This window comes from Pseudomonas sp. PDM27, assembly GCF_019219205.1.
GTDB classification, from domain to species: domain Bacteria; phylum Pseudomonadota; class Gammaproteobacteria; order Pseudomonadales; family Pseudomonadaceae; genus Aquipseudomonas; species Aquipseudomonas laurylsulfatiphila.
Genome location: NZ_JAHUWF010000010.1, coordinates 25,290 through 47,751 on the forward strand (window position 1 = coordinate 25,290; position 22,462 = coordinate 47,751).

The 22,462-nt window shown below is 57.5% G+C and carries 25 protein-coding genes; 14 read left to right on the forward strand and 11 right to left on the reverse strand.

The annotated features are described in order from the left end of the window. Positions 1–14: 14 nt before the first annotated feature. The 7 genes from KW838_RS20190 to KW838_RS20220 all read left to right on the forward strand — a co-directional run bounded on the left by KW838_RS20190 (position 15) and on the right by KW838_RS20220 (position 6,618). Complete coding sequence (locus tag KW838_RS20190) at positions 15–1,478, forward strand: aldehyde dehydrogenase family protein (protein ID WP_218502965.1); 1,464 nt, start codon at positions 15–17, stop codon at positions 1,476–1,478. 8 nt (positions 1,479–1,486) lie between these two features. Further along, a complete protein-coding gene (locus KW838_RS20195; protein WP_218502967.1) occupies positions 1,487–2,554 on the forward strand; it encodes a maleylacetate reductase in 1,068 nt (355 codons plus the stop codon). 37 nt (positions 2,555–2,591) lie between these two features. Beyond that, entirely contained in the window at positions 2,592–3,464 is an 873-nt protein-coding gene (locus KW838_RS20200; protein WP_218502969.1) for a dioxygenase, read from the forward strand. A 3-nt stretch (positions 3,465–3,467) separates the two neighbouring features. Further along, positions 3,468–3,785 (forward strand): YciI family protein, encoded by a 318-nt coding sequence (locus KW838_RS20205; protein WP_007997964.1) that lies wholly within the window; start codon positions 3,468–3,470, stop codon positions 3,783–3,785. After that, on the forward strand, positions 3,782–4,135 hold the full coding sequence (locus KW838_RS20210; RefSeq protein ID WP_218502980.1) for a Rieske 2Fe-2S domain-containing protein: 354 nt from the start codon (positions 3,782–3,784) through the stop codon (positions 4,133–4,135). Before KW838_RS20205 ends, KW838_RS20210 begins: the two co-directional genes overlap by 4 nt. 67 nt (positions 4,136–4,202) lie before the next feature. Then, positions 4,203–4,658, forward strand: a complete 456-nt coding sequence (locus tag KW838_RS20215) for a YMGG-like glycine zipper-containing protein (RefSeq protein WP_008053573.1) — start codon at positions 4,203–4,205, stop codon at positions 4,656–4,658. Positions 4,659–5,001: 343 nt separating this feature from the next. Next, a complete protein-coding gene (locus tag KW838_RS20220) occupies positions 5,002–6,618 on the forward strand; it encodes a mechanosensitive ion channel family protein (protein ID WP_218502983.1) in 1,617 nt (538 codons plus the stop codon). A gap of 81 nt (positions 6,619–6,699) precedes the next feature. On the opposite strand, the gene KW838_RS20225 is transcribed toward KW838_RS20220, so the two are convergent. From KW838_RS20225 to KW838_RS20270, 10 genes are all read right to left on the reverse strand, one after another. Beyond that, entirely contained in the window at positions 6,700–7,200 is a 501-nt protein-coding gene (locus KW838_RS20225; protein ID WP_095966010.1) for an outer membrane beta-barrel protein, read from the reverse strand. A gap of 70 nt (positions 7,201–7,270) precedes the next feature. Then, positions 7,271–8,866, reverse strand: a complete 1,596-nt coding sequence (locus KW838_RS20230; RefSeq protein ID WP_102699505.1) for an EAL domain-containing protein — start codon at positions 8,864–8,866, stop codon at positions 7,271–7,273. Positions 8,867–9,106: 240 nt separating this feature from the next. Further along, positions 9,107–10,117, reverse strand: a complete 1,011-nt coding sequence (locus tag KW838_RS20235; RefSeq protein ID WP_218502985.1) for a helix-turn-helix domain-containing protein — start codon at positions 10,115–10,117, stop codon at positions 9,107–9,109. A 105-nt stretch (positions 10,118–10,222) separates the two neighbouring features. Next, positions 10,223–10,555 carry a hypothetical protein gene (locus KW838_RS20240; protein WP_218502987.1) on the reverse strand — a complete coding sequence of 111 codons (333 nt, stop codon included), beginning with the start codon at positions 10,553–10,555 and terminating at the stop codon, positions 10,223–10,225. Between the two features lie 131 nt (positions 10,556–10,686). After that, a complete protein-coding gene (locus KW838_RS20245; RefSeq protein ID WP_102699508.1) occupies positions 10,687–10,974 on the reverse strand; it encodes a hypothetical protein in 288 nt (95 codons plus the stop codon). A gap of 180 nt (positions 10,975–11,154) precedes the next feature. Then, entirely contained in the window at positions 11,155–11,637 is a 483-nt protein-coding gene (locus tag KW838_RS20250) for a hypothetical protein (protein WP_102699509.1), read from the reverse strand. Next, the gene (locus KW838_RS20255) at positions 11,634–12,455 is read right to left on the reverse strand and encodes a winged helix-turn-helix domain-containing protein (RefSeq protein WP_218502989.1); all 822 of its coding nucleotides are present in this window, start codon (positions 12,453–12,455) and stop codon (positions 11,634–11,636) included. The genes KW838_RS20250 and KW838_RS20255 overlap by 4 nt, the downstream gene beginning before the upstream one ends. A 1,035-nt stretch (positions 12,456–13,490) precedes the next feature. After that, positions 13,491–13,832 carry a hypothetical protein gene (locus KW838_RS20260; RefSeq protein ID WP_102699512.1) on the reverse strand — a complete coding sequence of 114 codons (342 nt, stop codon included), beginning with the start codon at positions 13,830–13,832 and terminating at the stop codon, positions 13,491–13,493. Positions 13,833–13,904: 72 nt separating this feature from the next. Continuing rightward, complete coding sequence (locus tag KW838_RS20265; RefSeq protein WP_218502991.1) at positions 13,905–14,366, reverse strand: hypothetical protein; 462 nt, start codon at positions 14,364–14,366, stop codon at positions 13,905–13,907. A gap of 103 nt (positions 14,367–14,469) precedes the next feature. Next, complete coding sequence (locus KW838_RS20270; protein ID WP_102699514.1) at positions 14,470–15,150, reverse strand: DUF3313 domain-containing protein; 681 nt, start codon at positions 15,148–15,150, stop codon at positions 14,470–14,472. A 225-nt stretch (positions 15,151–15,375) separates the two neighbouring features. Here KW838_RS20270 and KW838_RS20275 point away from each other — a divergent pair, with 225 nt between their 5' ends. Further along, positions 15,376–16,197, forward strand: coding sequence for a hypothetical protein (locus KW838_RS20275; RefSeq protein WP_102699515.1), 822 nt, complete (start codon positions 15,376–15,378; stop codon positions 16,195–16,197). Positions 16,198–16,231: 34 nt separating this feature from the next. Continuing rightward, positions 16,232–16,624, forward strand: a complete 393-nt coding sequence (locus KW838_RS20280; protein WP_102699516.1) for a GFA family protein — start codon at positions 16,232–16,234, stop codon at positions 16,622–16,624. A gap of 113 nt (positions 16,625–16,737) precedes the next feature. Here the strand turns inward: KW838_RS20280 and KW838_RS20285 are convergent, their stop codons facing one another. Beyond that, on the reverse strand, positions 16,738–17,076 hold the full coding sequence (locus KW838_RS20285) for a hypothetical protein (RefSeq protein WP_218502993.1): 339 nt from the start codon (positions 17,074–17,076) through the stop codon (positions 16,738–16,740). 316 nt (positions 17,077–17,392) lie between these two features. Between KW838_RS20285 and KW838_RS20290 the strand changes: the two genes are divergently transcribed. Genes KW838_RS20290 through KW838_RS20310 form a run of 5 tightly spaced genes read left to right on the forward strand, consistent with a single transcriptional unit; the run spans position 17,393 to position 22,436 of the window. Continuing rightward, a complete protein-coding gene (locus KW838_RS20290; RefSeq protein ID WP_218502994.1) occupies positions 17,393–18,865 on the forward strand; it encodes a cytochrome c oxidase subunit II in 1,473 nt (490 codons plus the stop codon). 49 nt (positions 18,866–18,914) lie between these two features. Beyond that, positions 18,915–20,690, forward strand: a complete 1,776-nt coding sequence (gene ctaD / locus KW838_RS20295) for a cytochrome c oxidase subunit I (protein WP_218502996.1) — start codon at positions 18,915–18,917, stop codon at positions 20,688–20,690. Then, complete coding sequence (locus tag KW838_RS20300) at positions 20,687–21,379, forward strand: cytochrome c oxidase subunit 3 (protein ID WP_218503006.1); 693 nt, start codon at positions 20,687–20,689, stop codon at positions 21,377–21,379. The genes ctaD and KW838_RS20300 overlap by 4 nt, the downstream gene beginning before the upstream one ends. Before the next feature lie 6 nt (positions 21,380–21,385). Continuing rightward, on the forward strand, positions 21,386–22,105 hold the full coding sequence (locus KW838_RS20305) for a heme-copper oxidase subunit III family protein (protein WP_218503008.1): 720 nt from the start codon (positions 21,386–21,388) through the stop codon (positions 22,103–22,105). 13 nt (positions 22,106–22,118) lie between these two features. Beyond that, positions 22,119–22,436, forward strand: a complete 318-nt coding sequence (locus tag KW838_RS20310) for a cytochrome C oxidase subunit IV family protein (RefSeq protein ID WP_095966028.1) — start codon at positions 22,119–22,121, stop codon at positions 22,434–22,436. The last annotated feature ends 26 nt before the right edge of the window (positions 22,437–22,462 follow it).

Consider the following 22,462-nt stretch of genomic DNA (forward strand, 5'->3'; position numbering starts at 1 on the left):
GCGAGGAAACCATTATGCAAAATCAGCTCTATATCGATGGCCGTTTCGTGGATGCGGTCGCTGGCGGCACCATTGACGTCGTGTCGCCCCATGACGGTTCGTTGATCACCCGCATCGCAGCTGCCGAAGCCGCTGACATCGACCTCGCCGTGGCCGCCGCCAAGCGCGCCTTCCCGGCCTGGTCGGCGCTGGGCGCTGCCGAACGCGGACGCCTGTTGCTCAAACTGGCGGACCGGATCGAAGCGTGCGGTGAAGAACTGGCGCAGCTCGAATCCCTCAATACCGGGCATCCGATCCGCGATTCCCGTGGCCTCGACGTGCCGCGCACGGCAGCGTGCTTCCGTTATTTCGGCGGCATGGCGGACAAGATCGAAGGTTCGGTGATCCCGGTCGAAGTGGGGTTCCTCAACTACGTGCAACGCAAGCCGATTGGCGTGGTAGGGCAGATCGTGCCGTGGAACTTCCCGCTGATGTTCACCAGCTGGAAAATGGGTCCGGCGCTGGCGGCGGGCAACACCATCGTGATCAAGCCTTCGGAAATCACGCCGTTGTCGACCCTGCGCATTGTCGAGTTGATGACGGAAGTCGGCTTCCCCAAAGGCGTGGTCAACGTGGTGCCGGGCTACGGCCATACCGCCGGGCAAGCGCTGGCCGAACACCTCGATGTGGGCAAGATTGCCTTCACCGGTTCGACCGCCACCGGGCGGCGGATCGTCGAAGCGTCCAAAAGCAACCTCAAGCGCATCCAGCTGGAACTGGGCGGCAAGGGCGCGAACATCGTGTTCGAAGACGCCAACCTGGACGCGGCGGTCAACGGTGCGGCCTGGGCGATCTTTCACAACCAGGGCCAGGCTTGCATCGCCGGTTCGCGGTTGATTCTGCACAAAGACATCGCGGATCAATTCCTTGAGCGTTTCATTGCGTTGGCCAAGTCCATTCGCCTGGGCGACCCGCTGGACCCGGACACCGAAATGGGCCCATTGACTTCGGCGCTGCACCGCGACCGGGTGATGGCGTACATCGACATTGCCATCGAGCAGGGCGGCAAGGTCCTGGCCGGCGGCAAGGCGCCGGATGACCAGGCGTTGGCCAATGGGTTTTACATCGAGCCGACGGTGGTCGAGGCCAGGCCCGGAGACCGAGTTTGCCAGGAGGAAGTCTTCGGTCCGTTTGTGACCGTGGTGCGCTTCAGTACTGACGAAGAAGCCCTGGCCATCGCCAATGGCTCCGAATACGGGCTGGGCAGCGGCCTGTGGACGCAGAATTTGAGCCGCGCGCACAAGATGGCCGACGCGATTCACGCCGGCATGTGCTGGATCAACTGCTACAAACGGGTCAACCCGGGCAGTCCGTTTGGCGGTGTCGGTCAGTCCGGCTATGGCCGGGAAATGGGCTTCGAAGCGATCCACGACTACACCGAAGCCCGTTCGGTCTGGGTCAATGTCGACGCCAACATCCCGCCGTACTACAAGCGTTGAGGCTAGCCATGAATCCCTTTGTCTATCAAAGCCTGCCGACCCGTGTGGTGTTCGGCTGGGGCAAACTCTCGGCGCTGGCCGAGGAAATCGAACGGCTGGGTGCGCGGCGTGCGTTGATCCTGACCACACCGGAACAGCAGGGACTCGGCGAAAAGGTCGCGGCGTTGCTCGGTGATCGTGCCGCCGGTGTCTATCCAAAGGCTGTGATGCACGTTCCGCTGGAAGTGGCGCAAGCGGCGCGCCTTGAGGCAGCGCGGCTGGATGCCGATTGCTGCGTGGCCATTGGCGGTGGCTCGACTATCGGCCTGGGCAAGGCGATCGCGATGGATTCCGGCCTGCCCATAGTGGCTGTGCCGACCACCTACGCCGGCTCCGAGATGACGCCGATCTACGGGCTGACCGAAAATCGCCTGAAAAAAACCGGACGGGATCTGCGGGTTTTGCCCAGGACCGTGATCTACGACCCGCAATTGACCCTGACCCTGCCAGCGCAGATTTCGGCCTGTTCGGGCATGAATGCCATGGCCCACGCGGTCGAGGCGCTGTACGCCCAGGATGCCAACCCGATCATCGGCTTCATGGCCGAAGAGTCGATTCGCTCGCTGGCGCAGGCCTTGCCGGGTGTGGTCAACCATCCCGATGACCCCGAGGCGCGCAGCCAGGCGCTGTACGGCGCGTGGCTGGCGGGCATTTGCCTGGGCTCGGTGGGCATGGCCTTGCACCACAAGCTCTGTCACACCCTGGGCGGGACGTTCAATCTGCCCCACGCCCAGGCACACGCCATCGTCTTGCCTCACGCCGCGCATTACAACCGCGAAGCCGCGGCCGGGCCTTTGCAACGGGCTGCACGCGCGTTGGGTGGGAGTGAGGCGAGCGAGGTCGGTGCCTTGTTGTACGCACTGAATCAGAAACTGGGTATTCCACTGGCCCTGGCGGACATCGGCTTCCCGGCCAACGGCCCGGCCGAGGCCGCACAGATTGCCTGCGCCAGCCCTTACTACAACCCGCGGCCGTTTGAACAAGGCCCGATTGAGGCGCTGCTCAACCGTGCTCTGACAGGTCAGGCCCCAGCCTGATCAGCCAGTCACCCTTATCCTCGTCGGAATAACAACAATGACCGATCAAGACAAATCCATGGAATCACTGATCTCCCGACAGGCAGTGAACAGCTTCAACGATGCGCCGAATGCGCGTTACAAACAGATCATGCAAAGCCTGGTGCGCCACCTGCATGGGTTTGTCAGCGAGGTCGAATTGACTGAACAGGAGTGGTTCGAAGGTATTGGCTTTCTGACCGATACCGGGCACAAATGTGACGGCCAGGTGCGCCAGGAATTTATTCTGCTGTCGGACACCCTGGGCGTTTCGATGCTGGTCGACGCGATCAACCACCGCCACAGCGCAACGGCCACCGAGACCACTGTGTTCGGGCCGTTCTACATCGATGGCATGCCGGATCGCGAGTTCGGCGAAAACATGGCCTTCACGCCCGGGGAGACGGCGCTGGTACGCGGGCGTGTGGTCGACATTCATGGCAATGCCTTGTCTGGAGCGGTGCTGGATGTGTGGCAGACCGCCGAAAACGGCATGTATTCCGGGCAGGACACCGAACAGCCTTTCGGCAACTTGCGCGGGCGTTATCGCACCGACGCGGATGGCTGCTTTGCGATTCGCACCATTGTCCCGGTGGCCTATCCGATACCGACCGATGGCCCGGTAGGGCGCATGCTCGATGCCGCCAACCGCCATGCGTGGCGGCCAGCTCACCTGCATTTCATGATTGATGTGCCGGGCTATCGCAAATTGGTGACGCACCTGTTCAACCACGATGATCCGTACCTGCAATCCGATGCCGTGTTTGGGGTGAAACAGTCGTTGCAGGTGATTTACGAAGACTTGACCTGCCACGACGATGTGTCCGCCAGGCTGGGTATGGACGTACCGTTCAAGCGTGCGTGTTATGAATTTGTCATGGAATCTGCGTGAATCATGGGTCAGTTCTTTGCGGTGTTTGCCACTGATCATTCGGACTGCCAGGCGCTGCGCCAGCGTCTGCGGCCCAGTCACCAGGCGCATTTGCGTGCGACCGGGGATCATCGGGTCGTCGTACGCCTCGGCGGCCCGATCCTTGATGATGCCGGCGCGGCGATGACGGGGACGTTGCTGGTCATCGAGGCGGGCAGCCTGCCGGAGGTGGAAGCGTTCATGCGCGACGATCCCTATGTCCAGGCGGGACTGTTCGCCAGCCTGCAGATTCGCCCTTGGCACTGGAGCCTGGGCAACCCCGAACTGCGCGGTTTTCCATGACCCGCATTTCCTTGTGCCGACTGGACGACATCGCCGACGGCGGGGCGTTGGGATTGCCACAGCACCAGCAACTGCATCCCGCCGGGCTGGTGGCGGTGCGCCAGGGCGCACAGGTGTGGGTGTACATCAACCGCTGCCCGCATTTCTCGGTGCCGCTGGACTTCAATCCGCAGCAGTTCTGCACCTGGCGTGGCAAGGTCCTGATGTGCGCCCATCACAGCGCGATGTTTCGTTACGACGACGGGCACTGCATCGACGGCCCGTGTAAAGGCGCACAACTGGAGGCCGTGCCGGTACGTTGGGTCGAAGACCAACTGGTCATGGAGATCGAGCCCACCGCCGGTCAGTAACCGGGTGGCTGATGGGGGCTGATCTAAACTCCTGTTGGGGGTGAACCAGGTTCATCCGGAGGTCATCATGAAAAAACTGTCACCTATCAGTCTGTGTCTCGCCTTGTCGGTTTTGAGCGCCCCGGGATGGGCGCAAACGGTAGTGCCGATGAAAGGGCAAAGCTCGCAACAAACCCAGGCCGACATCAACGAATGCAACAGCATCGCCGCCAGCCAAAGCACCTCGACGGCTTCCACGCCTTCCGGCGGGCGGATCAAGGGCGCTGCTGCCGGGGCTGCCGCAGGCGCGGTTGGGGCCCAGGTGCGCGGCAATCAACGTGACGAGGTCTATGATCGTGTCGACGATGACACGAAACAGGACTATCGCCAGAACCGCGCCAAGGAGACGGCGGCGGCCGGCGCCGTGGTCGGTGCATCACGTCAGCGCCAGGAACGCCGGGAGCAATCGAAAACCACCCAGGCGAACACCACGTCGGCTTACACCAGCTGTTTGCAGGGCAAGGGTTACCAGGTGAACCCTTGATCAGATACTGAACACACCGTAACTGTAGGAGCGAGCTCGCTCGCGATGGTCGTCAACGATAACGCGGGCTGGCAGGTGCCCCGTGGTGTTCTCCGGTTTTTCGCGAGCAGGCTCGCTCCTACAGATGGCGTTGGCCGCCGGCGAAAACACAAACCCTGTAGGAGCGAGCTCGCTCGCGATGGTCGTCAACGATAACGCTGGCTGGCAGGTGCCCCGCGGTGTTCTCCGGTTTATCGCGAGCAAGCTCGCTCCTACAGAAGCACCCATCTGACAACCGCTCATCGGTGAACTACGCTGCGGTACGTACACTCGACCAGAAATTTGTGAAGTAGGGATCTGACAGATGCGGAGCAGGCTGCTCGTTGTAATGTTCACTGTTTTCGGGTTGTTCTGGTCGTTGCAGCTGTGGGCCGAGGATTCACCAAAGGTGGCCGATGCGCCTGCTGAATTGAAAGTGGCCAACCGCAGTGTCATGGTGTTTCGCGCGACTCTCCTCGGTGAAGCCCCGGCTTCGCGGGTCAAACGGGCGAAAGCGGTGATCGGTGAGGCGCTGGACGAGGCCGACGACCTGAAGGTCACCCTCGATCCGATCATGACAAGCTACATGGTGCTGCTCGGGGCGCGCCGCGCGTTTATCGTATCGCCCAAGGATGTCGACGAAACCGAATTCGACTCGGTGCGGCAAGCCGCCGAAGCCGCGGCTGAACGGTTGCGTCAGGTGGTGGCCGAAACCCAGGAAGCTCGCAGCCTGCACTTGATACTCCGGTCGGTGGGCGCCGCGCTGCTCGCCACCGGTATCTATCTGGGCCTGCTCCTGGCCATGGCTTTTCTACGGCGCAAACTGCTGAAAAAACTGCCCGACCTGATGCATCGGCACACCCAGGCCCTGAAGGTCGGGCGGGTTCCGCTGATCGACGCCAACTTCCTCTATCCATTGGTCAGCCGTGTGCTGGAAGTGCTGCGCTGGGCCATCGTGCTGCTGCTCACCTACGAGTGGCTGGGGTTTGTCCTGTCGCGTTTTCCCTATACCCGGCCCTGGGGTGAAAGCCTTAACAACTATCTGCTGGAAGTCGCCGACTATTTGCTGCAAGGGATTCTCGGGGCCATCCCCGGGCTTGGCGTGGCGCTGGCGATCTTCTTCATTGCGCGAGGCGCCACAGCCTTCTCTCGCCGGATACTGCGGCGCATGGCCACGCCCGGCATCTTCAACTGGCTGAACCACGAAACCCTGAAACCCACCCAGCGCCTGACGTCGCTGGCGATCTGGCTGTTTGCCCTGGCCATGGCTTATCCCTACTTGCCGGGTGCCGGGACCGATGCGTTCAAAGGCTTGTCGGTGCTGGTCGGCCTGATGATCTCGCTGGGTGCTTCCAGCGTCGTCGGGCAAGCGGCGGCCGGATTGATCCTGACGTACACCCGAACCCTGCGCCCCGGTGAATTCGTGCGCATTGGCGAGCACGAAGGCACAGTCACTGAACTGGGCATGTTCACCACCAGCATTCGTACCGGCCTGGGCGAAGTGCTGACCCTGCCCAACTCGATGATCACCGGCACGGTCACCAAGAACTACTCAAGGGTGGTACAAGGCCCCGGTTATGTGGTCGACACCGTGGTCACCATTGGCTATGACACCCCTTGGCGGCAGGTCGAAGGGATGTTGCTGGAAGCCGCCAGACGTACACCCGGCGTCCTCGAAACCCCACCGCCGCAGGTGTTCCAGACGGCGTTGTCGGATTTCTACCCCGAGTACCGGCTGGTGGCCCAGGCCATCCCCAGCCAGCCACGGCCACGAGCAGTGCTGCTGAGCATGCTGCACGCCAACATCCAGGATGTGTTCAACGAGTACGGCGTACAGATCATGTCGCCGCACTACCTGGGTGATCCGCAACAGGAGAAATGGGTGCCCAGGGACAAGTGGTACATGGCGCCGGCGCAGGAATCGAAGGAGACGTTGAAATAATGGCAAGGGGGGCAGGGCGAAGACGGACATTGCGGCAAGTTCGATGAGCGACCGTGGACCGGTCGCTCAGTTGCAGCGGTGTTAAAAAAGCATATAGGCAGACGCAGTCGTCTGATTCAGGTCGATTTCTCCGACCTCCAGCACTTCGTATTCAGCGCGCACACCGATGTTGCGAAAGACGTCGAACTCCACGCCGAGACCGTAGGTCAGGTCAACCCCGGTATCGTCGTCGGTGGCATTGCCGTCGGCGTCCCAGGCGTGAGCACCGACACTGCCGAACAACCGCACCCGATCACCCAGCGGAAAGCCGACGTGGGCGGCAGCCTGAGCCGACTTGCCGTCGAAATCGATGTTCTTGTCCTTGAATTGACCGAGATCGACGTAGGCACCTTCGAAGGCCAGGTAGCTGTTGACGCGATAGCCTGCATAAACTTTGTAGCTGGTGTCCTCGTCGTCCAGTCGGGATTCTTCGGTCTGGATGCTGCTTACGCCAGCTCCAAGATACAAACCTTTGTCATCAGCGAGCGCCTGGAAAGACAGCAGCGATAGCAGTGAAGCGAAGCCAAGGTTTCGAAGTAGCATGTGTAGTGGAGTCCTTGTACAGGTTTGTCAGGTGTTAGGGTTCGGCGAGCATTTGAGGGGCCATGGGGAGTTAATAGAAGTCATTGATTGATATTTTCGGGTCGTGAGGCGGGTTGTTTGCCGGGCATTGAAAGTAACGCCTTGCCAGTGCCTGGGCAGGCAGCGCTTTGGAGAACAGCCAGCCTTGTGCCAACAGGACGCCCTCTGCAACCAGATGCGGCAGTTGCTCCGCAGTCTCGACACCTTCGGCCACGACCTTGAGTCTTAGCGACCTGGCCAGCTGGGCAATGTGTCGCCACAGGGCATCCTCGGCTGCGATCTTGTCGCCGGCGATGAACGAGCGATCTATTTTCAGAATGTCGAAAGGCACTGAATCGAGGAGCGAGAGGTTGGAATAGCCGATACCGAAGTCGTCCACGGCGATGCGATGACCGCACGCCCGAAGCCGTCGCAATTGCATGGCGGCTGGCTTCTGGTCGAGCATGGTTCTTTCGGTGATTTCAAAGGCCATGGCTGACACAGGCATGTTGTAGGTTGCCAGCACGCTGGCCACATAGTCTGGAAAGTCCGGGTCCTGAATATCCTGGGCGGACAGATTGACCGTAATGTAGAAATCCTTGCACGCCCAAAGGTAAGTGCTGTAATCCTCCGCTACTTGTCGAATCACCGAACGCGTCAGTTTGCGGATCAGGTCAGACTTCTCCGCCACCGCAATGAACACGTCCGCAGGCACAGGGGTACCGTTGTCGCTCCAGTGCGAAAGTGATTCGGCACCCACCAGATAGCCCGTCTTCAAGTTGACGATCGGCTGATAGTGAACACCCAGCGTATTGGCGTTCAGGGCTTTGCGAAGTCGTACGGCAGTAGAGGTGTAATGCCGTTGGATACGCCTTGCGAGCAAGAGCAGCGCGGCGAACACGCACGCAAGGCCAATGAATAATTTGAATTTGAGACCTGTCAGGTAACTCGACGGAAGTGAAATGACCGAGATGAGTTCATTTCGGTTGCCCGCAAAAGCGATGAGGGCCTTGTCTGCCGAGGTGACCAGTTCTTCAAGGTGGAACGGCTTCAGCATCTGCAGGGGCTTGAGGCCAGTAGAGGCAATGGGTACTGCGCCGCCGGGGCCGATGAGGTCCAGTTGCAGGTCCTCGGGAAACTTCAAGTTGTCGAGCAGGATCTTCTTGTTTGCCCAGACGTAGGTCGACTGTTCCGACACGATGATAAAGTCGGTGTCCGCAGAAACAGCGTGGCCGGAATCGACCCAATAGGTTCGCTTGCCAACGGAGAACTTGCGCTTCTCATTACCGGCCAGCATCGACGGCAGTTCTTGTCCATAGGAGGAGCAGAGCTTGCCATTGGGCAACTGGATTGCCGCTTGATCAACAAATCGCAGGTCTTTAACTAGGTCGGACAGTTGTGAATACTGCTCGACGGAGCATTCCTGACCTGAGCGATCAAGATCGCCGAGGGCTTCCAGTACCTTGTCGATCTGCGCATTGGGCTCCACTTGAGCCGCACGCAGATCGGCATAAACGTTATTCAACTTCCGTGCAATGACTGACTCCGCCAAACCTGCGGCACAGAACCATGCGGCCCAACCCGCTGCAGCAATCAGACATACAGTGATTGCGTGCCTTCCAAATAACGCTTTATATACGGAAATCATCGAAAACCCCGAGGTATCATTATTTCACTGTGCACCTTGCAGTCGCGAGTTAAACCTCTTCAGTACCAGTCAATGACCCAGGCCAACAAGATGCCGCTGACATAGGCGGTCATGCACAGCATGATTTTTTGCTTGAGTGGCAGCGTATTTATTCGATGAAGCATGCTTATCTCCTTGAGTGGGAAAACAAGCAATTGTCAGCATCCAGGGTTAATCAACGGAAATTATTAATCCTCATTTTCAGGGAGTTGATGGAAACGTGCCAACGACCTGATTGTATAGGGATGAGGTGATGTTCCTGGGCCTGTCTGAGTTGCGCCTGGCCGTTTCTGACGGCGTCTCTCCGTAAGCAGTCTGATAGGCCTTGGAAAAACGGCCCAGATGATGAAAGTTCCAGAACATGGCGGTTTCCGTCACAGTGGGCCATGTTTTATTGATCAGGTCGCGGCGGGCACTGGCGAGTCTCAAGTTTCTGATATAGGCGATTGGCGACATCCCGAATGTCTCGATAAAGCCAAAATGCAGGGTGCGGGTAGTCGTCTCAAGTTGCCTTACGAGTGACTTTATGGTGAGCGTTTTCTTGATATTGTCATGAATGTACTCGATGGCTTCTATCGCCACCTTCCGTCTGGTGGGGACTTTACGTCTAAAGCCGCCAGCGGGGGTCAATGACTGCAATACAGACGCAAGTACCGCAATCGTTGAACACTCTGCTTCAGGGTACTGTGGGGAGGCAGAGTCATTGATGTCGACACAGCAAGCGCTGATGGCTTGAATGGCAGCCTGTATGAATTGAAAGTTATCAACCTGGTAGCTGTGTCGTGTTCTGTTCGCAAGGATGTCTATGACAGGGTGATGTTGGCGGCACCGGTCATAGTGCTCCAGTGTTGTGGTGAGGGTGAACAGTGTTTCATTCGGTTCGCAGGTGTAATGCACCGATTCGTCGCTGTGCAGTACGATGATTTCGTCAGGCCGTAGTTTTTGATTGTTCACGAGGGGGCGGCCAATCGGGGCCTGCGAGATGGCGAATGTCACGAATCCGGCGGGGACAGAACTGACCAGGGTGACGGATGAGTCGAACTCGAGGCGACTGCATTGCAGTTCAGGGCTGTGAAAGAGCTTATGTTGCCGGATGTGCGCCTCATGCTCGGTCGGGATAAGGCTCATTTCCCAATTGCCTATTGTTCTGTTCAGTTGGCTCGGCGAGGCGGAAGACAAATGAAAGATTTCATCGGGAGGTGCGATACTCATGAAATTGAAAGCTCACCTGTTAAATGATTAGGGTCAGGCAATGACTGTCCGCGCGGCGGTGACGGTCACATGCTGGATGAAGGTACAGCCGTATCGGGAGGGTTGTCAGAGTCCCCGGACTATTTCCAGTTCCGCTGAAAATGCGTAATTGCTGTGCGATGGTGAGTCGTCCAGCTGCTGTACGTTGCGCGGGTCAACCATCGGGCTGAAGATTTTCGATTGGGGTTTCATCGGGTCAATGGCTGCCGCCGTAAAGGAATAAAAGTCGTCAATACGGTAACCCGTTTTTACCTGATAGCCAGTTTTCACAGAATCCGGAGCCTTCTTGTTGGTTTCGACACTCGTCAATTTTGCGCTGTAGATGCCCTTGTCGTCGGCCATGGCCTTGAGAGAAAGCAATAAACCAAACGACACGGTGACGAAGTTTTTCAGTAGCATCGAGGCGATTTCCTTATTTACAGTTTATTCAGGCAGAACCTGGTGCCAGCTGCATCTCTGCCACGGCGTGGTCTGCAAATAATCTCACCCCGACTGCGCCTTCCAAAGTCAATAACTCATATTTGCCAGGTTCAAAGTAATATGAGCGAGGTGGCGTAGCTCATTCCGGTATCACTTTGTGGAGGAGGGAGGGCTGAATCACTGTCCTGCTCGTCCGCATGATACTCATTCTCACTATGAATTTTCAGATGCGATAACTTCTGAGTGTCATCCGGGTTTGTTTGAATTTCATAGTATTCAATGGTCGTGCTTTCAACGGAATGTTCGTCGCTCGCTAACGAACAAAAGGGCAGGGCAGACAGAAATAGAACCGCCAGGCATCCGAAGGTCGTCGATTTATTGCTGCGCAGGAAATGCATTGTTTTCACTTGATTCCCCTGTGTAGGGCATTGTCCCGGACGAGAATCAAGCAGGCTCGATTCCAGAGATTATTGGCGGGGAATTTTTTTCCGGGACGCCATCTGATTCAAGTCAATAACTGTTATTTTTATTAGGAGTAATCTTTGATATGAGCCTGTGCCAAGCGGGTGCTGACTCAATTAATGGTTCATGCAACGCAAACGGCCAAGATCATGTATGTAAAAACATACGGCGTTTTTATTTTGTGTCGGTATCAATTCGTAGTTCAGAATGGCACCTTCTTGCAAGACGTATTGGCGTCTGAAGAACAGGTCAGGGGTCTTTTCAATGGCAAAGAGTTCATTGTCCTGACTGAGTTTGACGTTGCTGATTTTGATTTGTACTTGCGTTTTACTTTCTCTGATTATATTGGCCGATATGGTTGCATTGCGGATTTTCCCATTCAGGCTTTCCAGCGTGGTCCCGGTGAGTCGACCATGCCCGATAGTGAGATACTCTTCGGTGTTGAGTTGGTTGAGATCTTCCAGCCATTGCCGGGCCTTTGTTTGATAGCTGGTATTTTCCATGTAGTGCGAAGGAGAATAAAAAAAGGAGAAAATGCAGAGTGCATTGATCAAGGCGATAACCGGCCAGTGAACCGCTTGCGGGATTTCAAACTTCATAAGGTGACTTCCAAGCATTGACGAATCATCATGGCGAGGTCTCTTTCGCTGCTGTTTAATTGTAGATTTGCAGTGCTTAGATCCGGGCGAATGCACGAAACGGAATAGTTGGTTTTATACAGGTTGATCCAGACTTGCCCCTTCAGGTTGGGTGGAAGCTGTTCTGATTGTTTGGCCGACAGTTCCATCAACGCTTGTGCCTCGGCAAGGTCATTGCCTACGGCGTGGATGATCAGTCCATTCTTGTCGACGCTGGAAATTTCAATTTTTGGCGCTTCGAAGTCGAACTGAAAGACCGTCAAGGCAACCACTGCCAGGGTAAAGATATAAGCGATCAGTTGGGCCTTGGTAATGCGGGTGGATTTTTCGGTGTTACTTGAGGGCACCAGCAACTCATCGCTGTCTGGCGGCGGTCGTTGTCCAGGCGTGGCGGCGGGTGGCTGCACAGTTTCTTCTGAAGGTGGCGGTACTTCTGCTGCTGCATCGACTACAAAGTGCCGGTTGAAGCAATATCCCCGGCGAGGAACAGTCATCAGGATCTCGTGATCGCGACTGTCATTCAAAATGTTTCGTAGTGAGAAAACGGTTTGATTCAAACTACCGGAAGCAACCACGCGGTCATTCCAGGTGTAGTCGATGATCTCATCGCGGCTTTTAGTGACACCTGGCTCCATGAGCAGCAGGTCCAATAGACGCGACTCGGCTCTACCTAGCGTGGAATTCTGTACATCTCCATGGGGTGTTGTAAGGGTGAGCATGGCGCTGTCCGGGTCGAATTTCGCCACGGCACCATTTTTCAACTTGAAGGTGTAGCTCATAGAAATCTTCCGATCAGGCGTACTGGCCTGAGTATAGGGGCCGGAGTTGGCTCGGTACATTCGGGACTGGGAGATGAAATGGATGAGGACCAGGCGCAAGGCTCACTGTGGAGCCTTTACGATGCGGGACCGGCTCGGTTCAGGAGCGCGCGGCGCGGTAAACAGCCCTGCCTGTCAGCGGTATCAGTTGAATCAAACGAAGGAAAAGCATTGCTGGATGACCCACGGGTTTTGATTTTGACAGTACGAATGATGCTTTGAATGGATGTTTTGCGCTATCCGAAAACTGCAAGCTCGGGCGGGTGGATTTGCGTGTAGCCAGGGTCTGGGCGGATTGCCTGCGCTGTCCGGACAAGGCATTGGCTGCTCCCGGGCGGGTCGAGAGGTTCACAATACAAGTCAATGATTGTTGTTTGTGCACCCGGTCAACGGCAGATTATTTTTGATTCCAATTAGCTTTGAACCAGGCTCGTTAGCGCTTTTAATGGATCTCGAGGAGCGTTGACTCTCATCGCGTTCATGCGCGGCGTAAACGATCCTCACCTCTCGTTCAACGGCATTTGCCCCGCGCCCTTCATGGAGGACGCGGGGTTTTTTTTTGCGTTCGGGAAATTGCAGGCGCTGGCTTGCCAGCGATGGTCGTTAACGATAACGCGTGTGAACCGGATGAACGCGGGGCACTTGTGTCCATCGCCAGCAAGCTGGCTCCTACAGTTTCAGCGTGGGCAGGGTCCCCTGTGGGAGCTGGCTTGTCGGGTCGCCGCATCGCAGCGATGGTCGTTAACGATAACGCGTGTGAACCGGATGAACGCGGGGCACTTGTGTCCATCGCCAGCAAGCTGGTTCCTACAGTTTCAGCGTGGGCATGGTCCCCTGTGGGAGCTGGCTTGTCGGGTCGCCGCATCGCAGCGATGGTCGTTAACGATAACGCGTGTGACCTGGATGAACGCGGCGCACTTGAGTCCATCGCCAGCAGGCTGGCTCCTACAGGTTCCCGGGAGGCGTGAAGAACCTTTTTTGCGGGGGGTATCGGCGTTACAGGCATTCCTGCGCGGCACGCTCGATGCTCGATGGCCTGAAGGTCGAGGCCAGCAACTGGCGCTCGTACAAATACACCTTGCCACCATCCTGTGCCCTGTGGGTTTCCAGCACGGTGTCTACGGCAATTTTGCTCGAAACGACAACCCGGTAACTGCGTTCGCTCCCGGATACGACCGGGCTCATCGCGTTGTCCTTCAACTTCGGTACAAGGCAATCGACATACTGCTCGGGCGATTTGTCCGTTTGCAGCGATGAGGTCGGGTTGTTAGGGGAGGCCGCGCAACCGGCCAGGAGCCAGGAAGCGAGCATCACGACAGGAACACCTGCAAGGCGCATCGGTGAAGTCCTCAAATTCGATTCGGTTCGTTGAGAAGGTCGGCCAATGTTTCTGGTCATTGTCGCCGCCGTTCAAGGCAAGACATCGTAGCCACGCTGCTGCAGGCAGCTGCTATAGACGGAGTTGTTGGCGGTGACGTTTTGCTCGCTCGCCGCATTATTCTGCCGGCGCGCCTGGCGTTGCCTGGAAGCCCCCACCACGGCGCCGGCCGCCGCGGCACTGCGCGCATGGTTCTGGCGATAGTCTTGCCGGGTGTCGTCGTCGATCTGGTCATAGACGTTTTCATGTTGGCGGCCCCGGACCTCAGCCGCGGTCGCCCCGGCCACGGCGGCGGTTGCGGCGCCCTTTGCCCGTCCACCGGTTGGCACGGTGCTTTGTACCGGATGTTGTGCGTTGGCCTGGGATTGGCAGGCACTGGTGTCCTGCGCGATGGCCTGGGAAGTCTGTCCTTTGAGGGGGATCACCGTCACTGCCAGGGCGCGGGTGCTCAGCAACAGCATCAGCACCGCCAGGGTATGGGCCAGTATTTTCATGATGGGGTCTCACGTCAGGCGTCGGCACGGCTGACGGTTTGTCAGGGAACAAGCGCGGTTGAAACCCCATGCCCGTCTGCGTGCGATGGGGTTTATCCAGGCATCAGTGCTTGAGGAGCAGGGCCTGCATATCGTCTGTCATGCTTTTGAGCGCGACCTTGAAGTCACTGGCAAGCACCGGCTGTTGGGCATTGTCGAGTGTCGCGCCAAACACCTTGCGAACCATCTTCGCGACCGGCATACCGGTCTTGGCATCGATCAGGTTGGCTTCGATGTACATCTCGGCAGTCTGATCCCGATGGCCGGTGGCTGCTTGTGTGGCCCCGACAATGGCGCCGATTGGAACGGCCTCATACCAGTGCATGCCTTCGTTGTTGGCGCTGACGTGAGTGATCGCCGCTTGCAGGATCAGCGATCGCGAATTGGTCGGTGCCAGTTGTGGATAAGGGACGATCGCATAGCGGCGGGAAAAGGCTTGCTTGACGCTGTTGCTGGCCATCAATTGCAGGTCTTGCAGGGTCTTCAGGCTGACGCGCGCGGTCGGCTTCGGCGACGGGTACAGCTCCATCTGCCTGAACACCACAGTGGAGTACGCGCGAGGATCGAACCCCGGCGATACCCAGCGCAGGACCTTCTGTTCACTCGGTGTCGTTTGCTCCTCCAGGCCCTGGTAATTGCCCAGGAAGCCCGAGTATTGCTCCTGTTGCGCCACTTGCGAGACACAGCCGACCTGAAATACACAGCTCAAAGCAATACCCGCAATCCATTTATTCGACATGCCCATGTGTTCGGTTCTCACGTGATGAAAGTTGTCATTCGGGTACAGGTGTTTGCACGCCGGTCAATGCGGGCCGAATGCTGCCTGCAGCAGCGGGATAATCCGAATCAAAAACTCTCAAAAACCGTTAAACACACGGCCAGCGAGGGGCAGGGCCGGGTTGCACATCGATCACAGTTGCCTACGCTAACCCTTTGCAACGCCGGTTTTTGACAACGACAGGTGAGTGAGATGGATTTGAAAGAAGGGTGGATGGGTAGCGCGTCGACACTCGTCGTTGCGTTGGGCTTCATCCCGTTGGCTCAGGGCGAGGATGCGGCAGAGTTGGCGAAGAAAGCCCTCAACCCGGTCGCCGCGATGTACAGCCTGCCGGTGCAGTACAACTGGGACCAGAAAATGGGGCCGACCGGGGAGGGCATGCACAGCGTGACCAATATCCAGCCGGTGCTGCCGTTTGCCCTGAACGAGGACTGGAATCTCATTTCTCGCACCATTTTGCCGATCATCGATCAGCACGGCCTGGCCCCCGATGGCGCGGCGGACAAAACCGGCAGCGGCGATATCACCCAGAGTTTTTTCTTCTCGCCAACCAAGCCGACGGCCAGTGGCTGGATACTCGGTGCCGGCCCGGCGTTGCTGATACCGACCGGCAGTGACGAGTTGCTCGGCAGCGAGCAGTGGGGCCTGGGCCCGACGGGGGTGGCGTTGAAACAGTCCAATGGCTGGACCCGCGGCATCCTGGCCAACCATATCTGGGGCCTGGACGACAGCCCGCCGGACGACAAGGAAAAGGTCAACCAGACCTTCCTGCAACCCTTCCTCTCGTACACCACCCATACGCTCACGACCTACGGCGTCAACACCGAGTCAACCTACAACTGGCAATCGCGGGAATGGTCGGTACCGGTCAACCTCACGGTCACCCAATTGCTGAAGATCGGCGGTCAACCGCTGACGGTGCAGGCCGGCCCGCGCTACTGGCTCGACAGCCCGGAAGACGGCCCGCAAGGCTGGGGCTTTCGCGCCGCCGTGACGTTCCTGTTTCCACGCTGATACGCCGTTTCGGACGGCCTGGAGGAGACAACCCATGGACCGATTCACCGGCGGCTGTTTGTGCGGCAAGGTGCGCCTTGTCGCATCGGGGCGCCCGTTCCGGGTGGGCGTTTGTCACTGTCTCGACTGCCGCAAGCATCATGGGGCGCTGTTTCACGCGTCCGCGATATTTCATCAGGATGCGGTGACGATCGAAGGCGAAACACGTGACTACGCCGGACGGCATTTCTGCCCGCACTGCGGTTCATCCGTGTTTGCGCGCAGCGCAGACGAAATCGAAGTGAACCTCGGGTCGCTGGATGCCCCGGACCAACTGAAGCCGACCTATGAGAGCTGGGTCGTGCGACGTGAGGCCTGGTTGCCGGCCTTTGCACTCACACGACGCTATGAGCGCGATCGGGATTCCACCGGGCGCTTTGAGGACTAGCGGGCACGCATTGCGGTACGCCAGGTCTTGAGACTCCGGGTGTCCGGTTCAACGATCAGTGAGTTTTCAGCACCGCACCGCGCAGGAAAATCGGTGCAGCGAATCTCTCGCCGCTACTCAAGCAGCTGATCGATTAACACCGCGTTGGTATAAATCAGGCTGCCATCGCTCGCACGATGCCCGACCAGATGAAATTGACCGCGTTCGTGGTGCAGATAGACACGCATCTGACAGTCGGACAAGGGCGCGAATCCCTCGGGCATGATCAAATCCATCGAGTTCATATCGACATCGACCATGGCTTCACGCTCGTGGGTCTTCTGCAGGCGCTCTTCGGCCTCTTCCAGACGGAGATGGAGCGGTCCGTCGACATAGAAATGGACTTCCCCCATCGGGGTGGACTTTTGGTCGCTGCTGGTTTTGCACCAGCCTTCGATCGTCAGGGCACTCATGACGAAACCTCCCATGTGGATTGCTGGACTGTGTGGCTATCGTCCCTGCTCAATGTCACCACATTCGTTTGACGACGCTGCAAGGGCAGGGTTCGAACTTTGCGGGCGCTTGCGGGCGAACTCTGCCATCCGTCATCAGCACTCAAGTATAGCTGGCAACCGGAACTCCCTTGCCGGCCTCACGGTACAAGCCGATCGCTCTATACTTCTTACTGACTTTAACGCCCGGACGGGTGGTATTTGTCGGCCCTGCTTGGACGTCAGTGGCGATGCTTATTGCATGAGCAATGAACAACAGGAATAGGATGAAGAGCAAATGGCAATAGCAATTGTCTTGATACTCATCGTTATTGCCTCCGTGCTATTCCACATACTGGCGCCCTGGCATGCGACACCGGCCGCTTCCAACTGGGGATCCATAGACACCACCCTGTTCATCACCCTGATCATCAGCGGGATATTTTTCATTGCCATCACCGGGTTCATGGCGGTCGCGGTGATTCGGTATCGTCACAAGGCGGGTGCCAGGGCGGCCTATCAGCCGGAAAACAAAAAGCTGGAATCTTGGTTGATCATCGTTACTTCGGCAGGTATCGCCGGGATGTTGGCGCCAGGTCTGGTTGTCTACAACGATTTCATCCGGGTACCGAAAGATGCCTACGAACTTGAAGTGGTCGGCCAGCAGTGGCAGTGGGCCTATCGTTTTGCCGGGCAAGACGCAAAGCTGGGCAAGTCGGATATAAAGTTTGTCGACTCCACCAATCCCCTCGGCCTTGATCCCAGAGACCCTGCCGGGCAGGACGATGTGCTGGTCATGAATAATGAAGTTCGCCTTCCGCTCGATCGGCCGGTGAAAGTTTTACTGCGCTCTAAAGATGTCCTGCACGATTTCTATGTTCCGCAAATTCGCAGCAAGATGGATATGGTGCCAGGGATGGTGTCGTACTTCTGGTTTACGCCGACTAAAACAGGAAAATACGAAGTCCTTTGCGCTGAATTTTGTGGTGTAGGTCATTACAACATGCGTGGCCATATGATCGTGGAAGAGCAGGGCGTCTTCGATCAATGGCTAAAAGGCCAACCGACTTTTGCGCAGACATTGACCACAACTGCCAAACCCGGTCGAGACAGCGTGCTGGAAAAAGGCCGCCAGTTGGTCGAACAGCTAGGTTGCAAGGCCTGCCATAGCCAGGATGGCAGTGCCAGTCTCGGCCCGGGATGGAAGGGGCTGTACGGCAGCACTGAACAGCTTGCCGATGGCACCAGTGTGCGGGTCGACGAGGCCTACCTGAAGGAGTCGATTGTCGATCCGAAGGCTCGCCTGGTACAGGGCTACCCACCGGTCATGGTGGCCTATACTCTCAAGGACGACGAACTGGGAGCTGTCATTGCCCTGATCAAATCACTGGGTGCTGCACCGCAAGACGATCAAGCTTCGACCGGCGAAGCGTCGAGCCCGGGCGAAGACCTGGTGGCGCAGGGGCAGCGACTGGCCGGGTCGATTGGCTGCCTGGCCTGCCACAGTGTCGATGGCAACAAGGGCGTCGGCCCCAGCTGGCAGGGTCTGTATGGCAAGACGGAAACCCTTGCCGACGATACGAGCGTAAAGGTCGATGAGGGCTATATCAAAGATTCGGTTCTTCATCCCAATGCCAAAATCGTCAAGGGCTACGCAGCCGTCATGCCGGCCCTGGCGCCGAGTGACGAGGAACTGAATGCACTGATCGCTTTTATCAAATCCAAAGCGAATGCTGACGCTGATGCGACCAAGGCGGAGCCAGGGAAGTAGCCGTAAAGCAGCCAGAAACACACTGAAACTTCGAAACGAGGATGACGTGATGGCCTATGCGGAGCAAGCCGAAACAGAAGCACTGCACGAGCCCAAAAGCTTCCTGACCAAATACATCTGGAGTCAGGACCACAAGGTCATAGCCATTCAATATTCCTTGACGGCTCTGTTCGTGGGGCTTGTCGCCCTGGTGCTGTCCGGCTTGATGCGCATGCAGATAGGCTTCCCCGGCAGTTTGGCGTTCATGGATGCCAATACTTATTATCAGGCGATGACCATGCACGGCATGATCATGGTCATCTACTTGCTGACGGCCTTGTTTCTGGGGGGCTTCGGCAACTATCTGATCCCGCTGATGGTGGGCGCCCGCGACATGGTCTTCCCCTATGTCAACATGCTCAGTTTCTGGTTTTACCTGCTGGCGGTAGTGGTGTTGCTCAGCAGTTTTTTCGTCCCGGGCGGCCCCACGGGTGCCGGCTGGACGCTCTATCCGCCCCAGTCCATCGCCCAGGGGACACCGGGCGTCGAGTGGGGCATTGTCCTGATGCTCGTCTCACTGGCGATTTTCATTGTCGCCGCCACCATGGGCGGGTTGAACTACGTCACCACGGTGTTGCAGGCGCGCACGCACGGCATGACATTGTTTCGCATGCCGCTCTCGGTGTGGGGCATCTTCATGGCCTCGATCATGGCCTTGCTGGCCTTCCCGGCGTTGTTCGTCAGCGCGGTCATGATGTTGTTTGACAAGCTGTTGGGCACCAGCTTCTTCATGCCGGCGATGGTCTCGCTGGGGCAGCAGCTCGATCACCAGGGTGGCAGCCCGATATTGTTCCAGCACTTGTTCTGGTTTTTCGGCCACCCGGAAGTCTATATCGTTGCCCTCCCTGCATTTGGCCTGGTCTCCGACCTGATCAGCACCCATGCGCGTAAAAACATCTTCGGCTACCGAATGATGGTGTGGGCCATTGTTGCGATCGGGGTGCTGAGTTTTGTGGTCTGGGCGCACCATATGTATGTCAGCGGAATGAACCCGTACTTCGGCTTTTTTTTCGCCGTCAGCACCTTGATCATCGCGGTACCGACCGCGCTGAAAGTCTATAACTGGGTTCTGACCCTGTGGCGCGGCGACATCCATCTGACCGTGCCGATGCTGTTTGCCCTGGCCTTTATCGTCACCTTCCTGGTCGGCGGCCTGACCGGGTTGTTTCTCGGCAATGTGATCGTGGATATTCCGCTCTCGGACACCTATTTCGTCGTCGCCCATTTTCATATGGTCATGGGGGTCGCACCGGTACTGGTGGTGTTCGGCGGTATCTATCACTGGTTCCCGAAAGTCACCGGGCGCATGTACAACGACACCCTGGGCAAGCTGCATTTCTGGATTACCTTCCTGGGCACCTACGCCATCTTCTTCCCCATGCACTACCTGGGTTTCCAGGGCATGCCACGTCGCTACTACGCCTATGAAAACTACGCGTTCATCCCGCAGTCCGCGCAAGAGCTGAATGCCTTCATTACGGTGATCGCATTGACTGTCGGCGTTTCCCAGTTGCTGTTCGTGTTCAACATGGCCTGGAGTGCATTCAAGGGCAAGCCCGCCGGCAGTAATCCCTGGGGCGGGGCCAGCCTGGAATGGCAAACGCTGCACACCCCACCGAAACACGGTAACTGGGGCGAGAAATTGCCGGTCGTGCATCGCTGGGCCTATGACTACAGCGTGCCGGGGATAGAACAGGATTTCGTGCCGCAAACGGTCTCCGCCGAGGAGCTGGAGCAGATGCGGCAACTCAGTGCCGGGACTAAAATAGCGGACGTCAAGCCATGAACAGACTGCTATTGAGAAACGCCGACGGCGCTGACCCCGGCGGCAGTTGGAATCGCGACCCTGAGGGTGTTCAGGCCGCCGAGGGTGCCAATGGAAGTCAAATCGCAAGAGTCGGCTTGCGCTTGTTTCTGGTGGTGGTGAGTTCGTTATTCTTCCTCTTCCTGATTGCCTTTATTGCCCGTTCACAAATGGTTGACTGGCTACCCCTGACTGAGCCTTTGGCGCCGTTAGGCGATCTGCGGCCGCTATGGCTGAATTCGGCTTTTCTGCTATTGAGTTGCATCGCACTGCAGTGGTCGCGTGTGGCTGCCCGAAAGGCTCGGCCGGGCGCGACCGTCATTGGTTTCGCATTGGGGGGCGTCTTTGCAATTGCCTTTCTGGCGGGGCAAGTCTGGGTCTGGCAGCAGTTTGTCGCCTTGGGCTACTTTGTCGCCAGCAATCCGGCCAACAGTTTCTTCTATCTGTTGACCGGCCTGCATGGGCTCCACCTGCTGGGCGGGCTGATCGCCTGGTGCTGGATCGTCGCCAGATTCCTGCGTCATGTGCCATTGGCGCAACTGAGCGCCAGCGTAGAACTCTGTGCCATCTATTGGCATTACTTGTTGGGTCTCTGGTTCGTGCTGTTCGCTCTGCTGTCCAGCACGCCGCAAACCTATGAAGCCATCGCCAGATTCTGCGGCCTGAGGTGAAAAGCCATGGCATCGCACCCGCAAGCCCAAGCCCAAATCGAGCCCAGCTCATCCAATCCACCCGGCTCGCCACCGGCGCCAGGATGGCAAAGCATCGCCAGCGACTGGTCCTCGGACAAAGACGCCTTCAAGCAGGTGCCTTGGGGCAAGGCGATGATGTGGATATTCCTGCTCAGCGATACGTTTATATTCACCTGTTTTTTAACCGGCTACATGTCAGTACGCATGACCATCACTACGGCCTGGCCGAACCCGAGTGAAGTGTTTGCCTTGACGATCGCAGGAAGGGAAATCCCGCTTATCCTGATCGCCATCATGACCTTTGTGCTGATCAGTAGCAGCGGCACCATGGCCATGGCCGTTAACTTCGCCTATCGCCGTGATCGCGCGAAAACGACGGCGCTGATGCTGGCGACCGCTGCCTTGGGTGTGACGTTCGTCGGCATGCAGGCATTTGAATGGAGCAAGCTCATCGCAGAAGGGGTGCGTCCGTGGGGGAACCCCATGGGGGCGGCGCAATTTGGTGCCAGCTTCTTCATGATTACCGGTTTTCACGGGTTGCATGTGTCAATCGGCGCCATCTACCTCAGCATTGTGGCGCTGAAAGTTTTTCGCGGAGATTATGAACGCTCCGGAAACTATCAGAATGTCGAGATAGCCGGGCTTTACTGGCACTTCGTGGATTTGGTGTGGGTGTTTATTTTTGCTTTCTTCTATTTATGGTAGAGGAGCACGGGTGATGGAACATGCTCAGGGTCAGCAACATCCAATCAGTTTGTACCTTAAAATCTGGGGGCTGTTATTTGTCCTCAGCACGCTGTCGTACCTTGTCGACTATTTCCACTTCCATGGCTACCTTCGGTGGTCCCTGATCATCATTTTCATGCTGTTGAAGGCAGGTTTAATTGTCTCCATCTTCATGCATATGGCCTGGGAGCGGCTGGCCATGGTCTACGCCATATTGGTGCCGCCCTTGTGTTTGCTGGTGCTCGTCGGACTGATGGCCACCGAGGCTGACTACATTTTCCTCAGCCGGGTCATTTTCTTTGGCCAGTAAGCCGTTTGCGGATGGCCTTGAGTCTC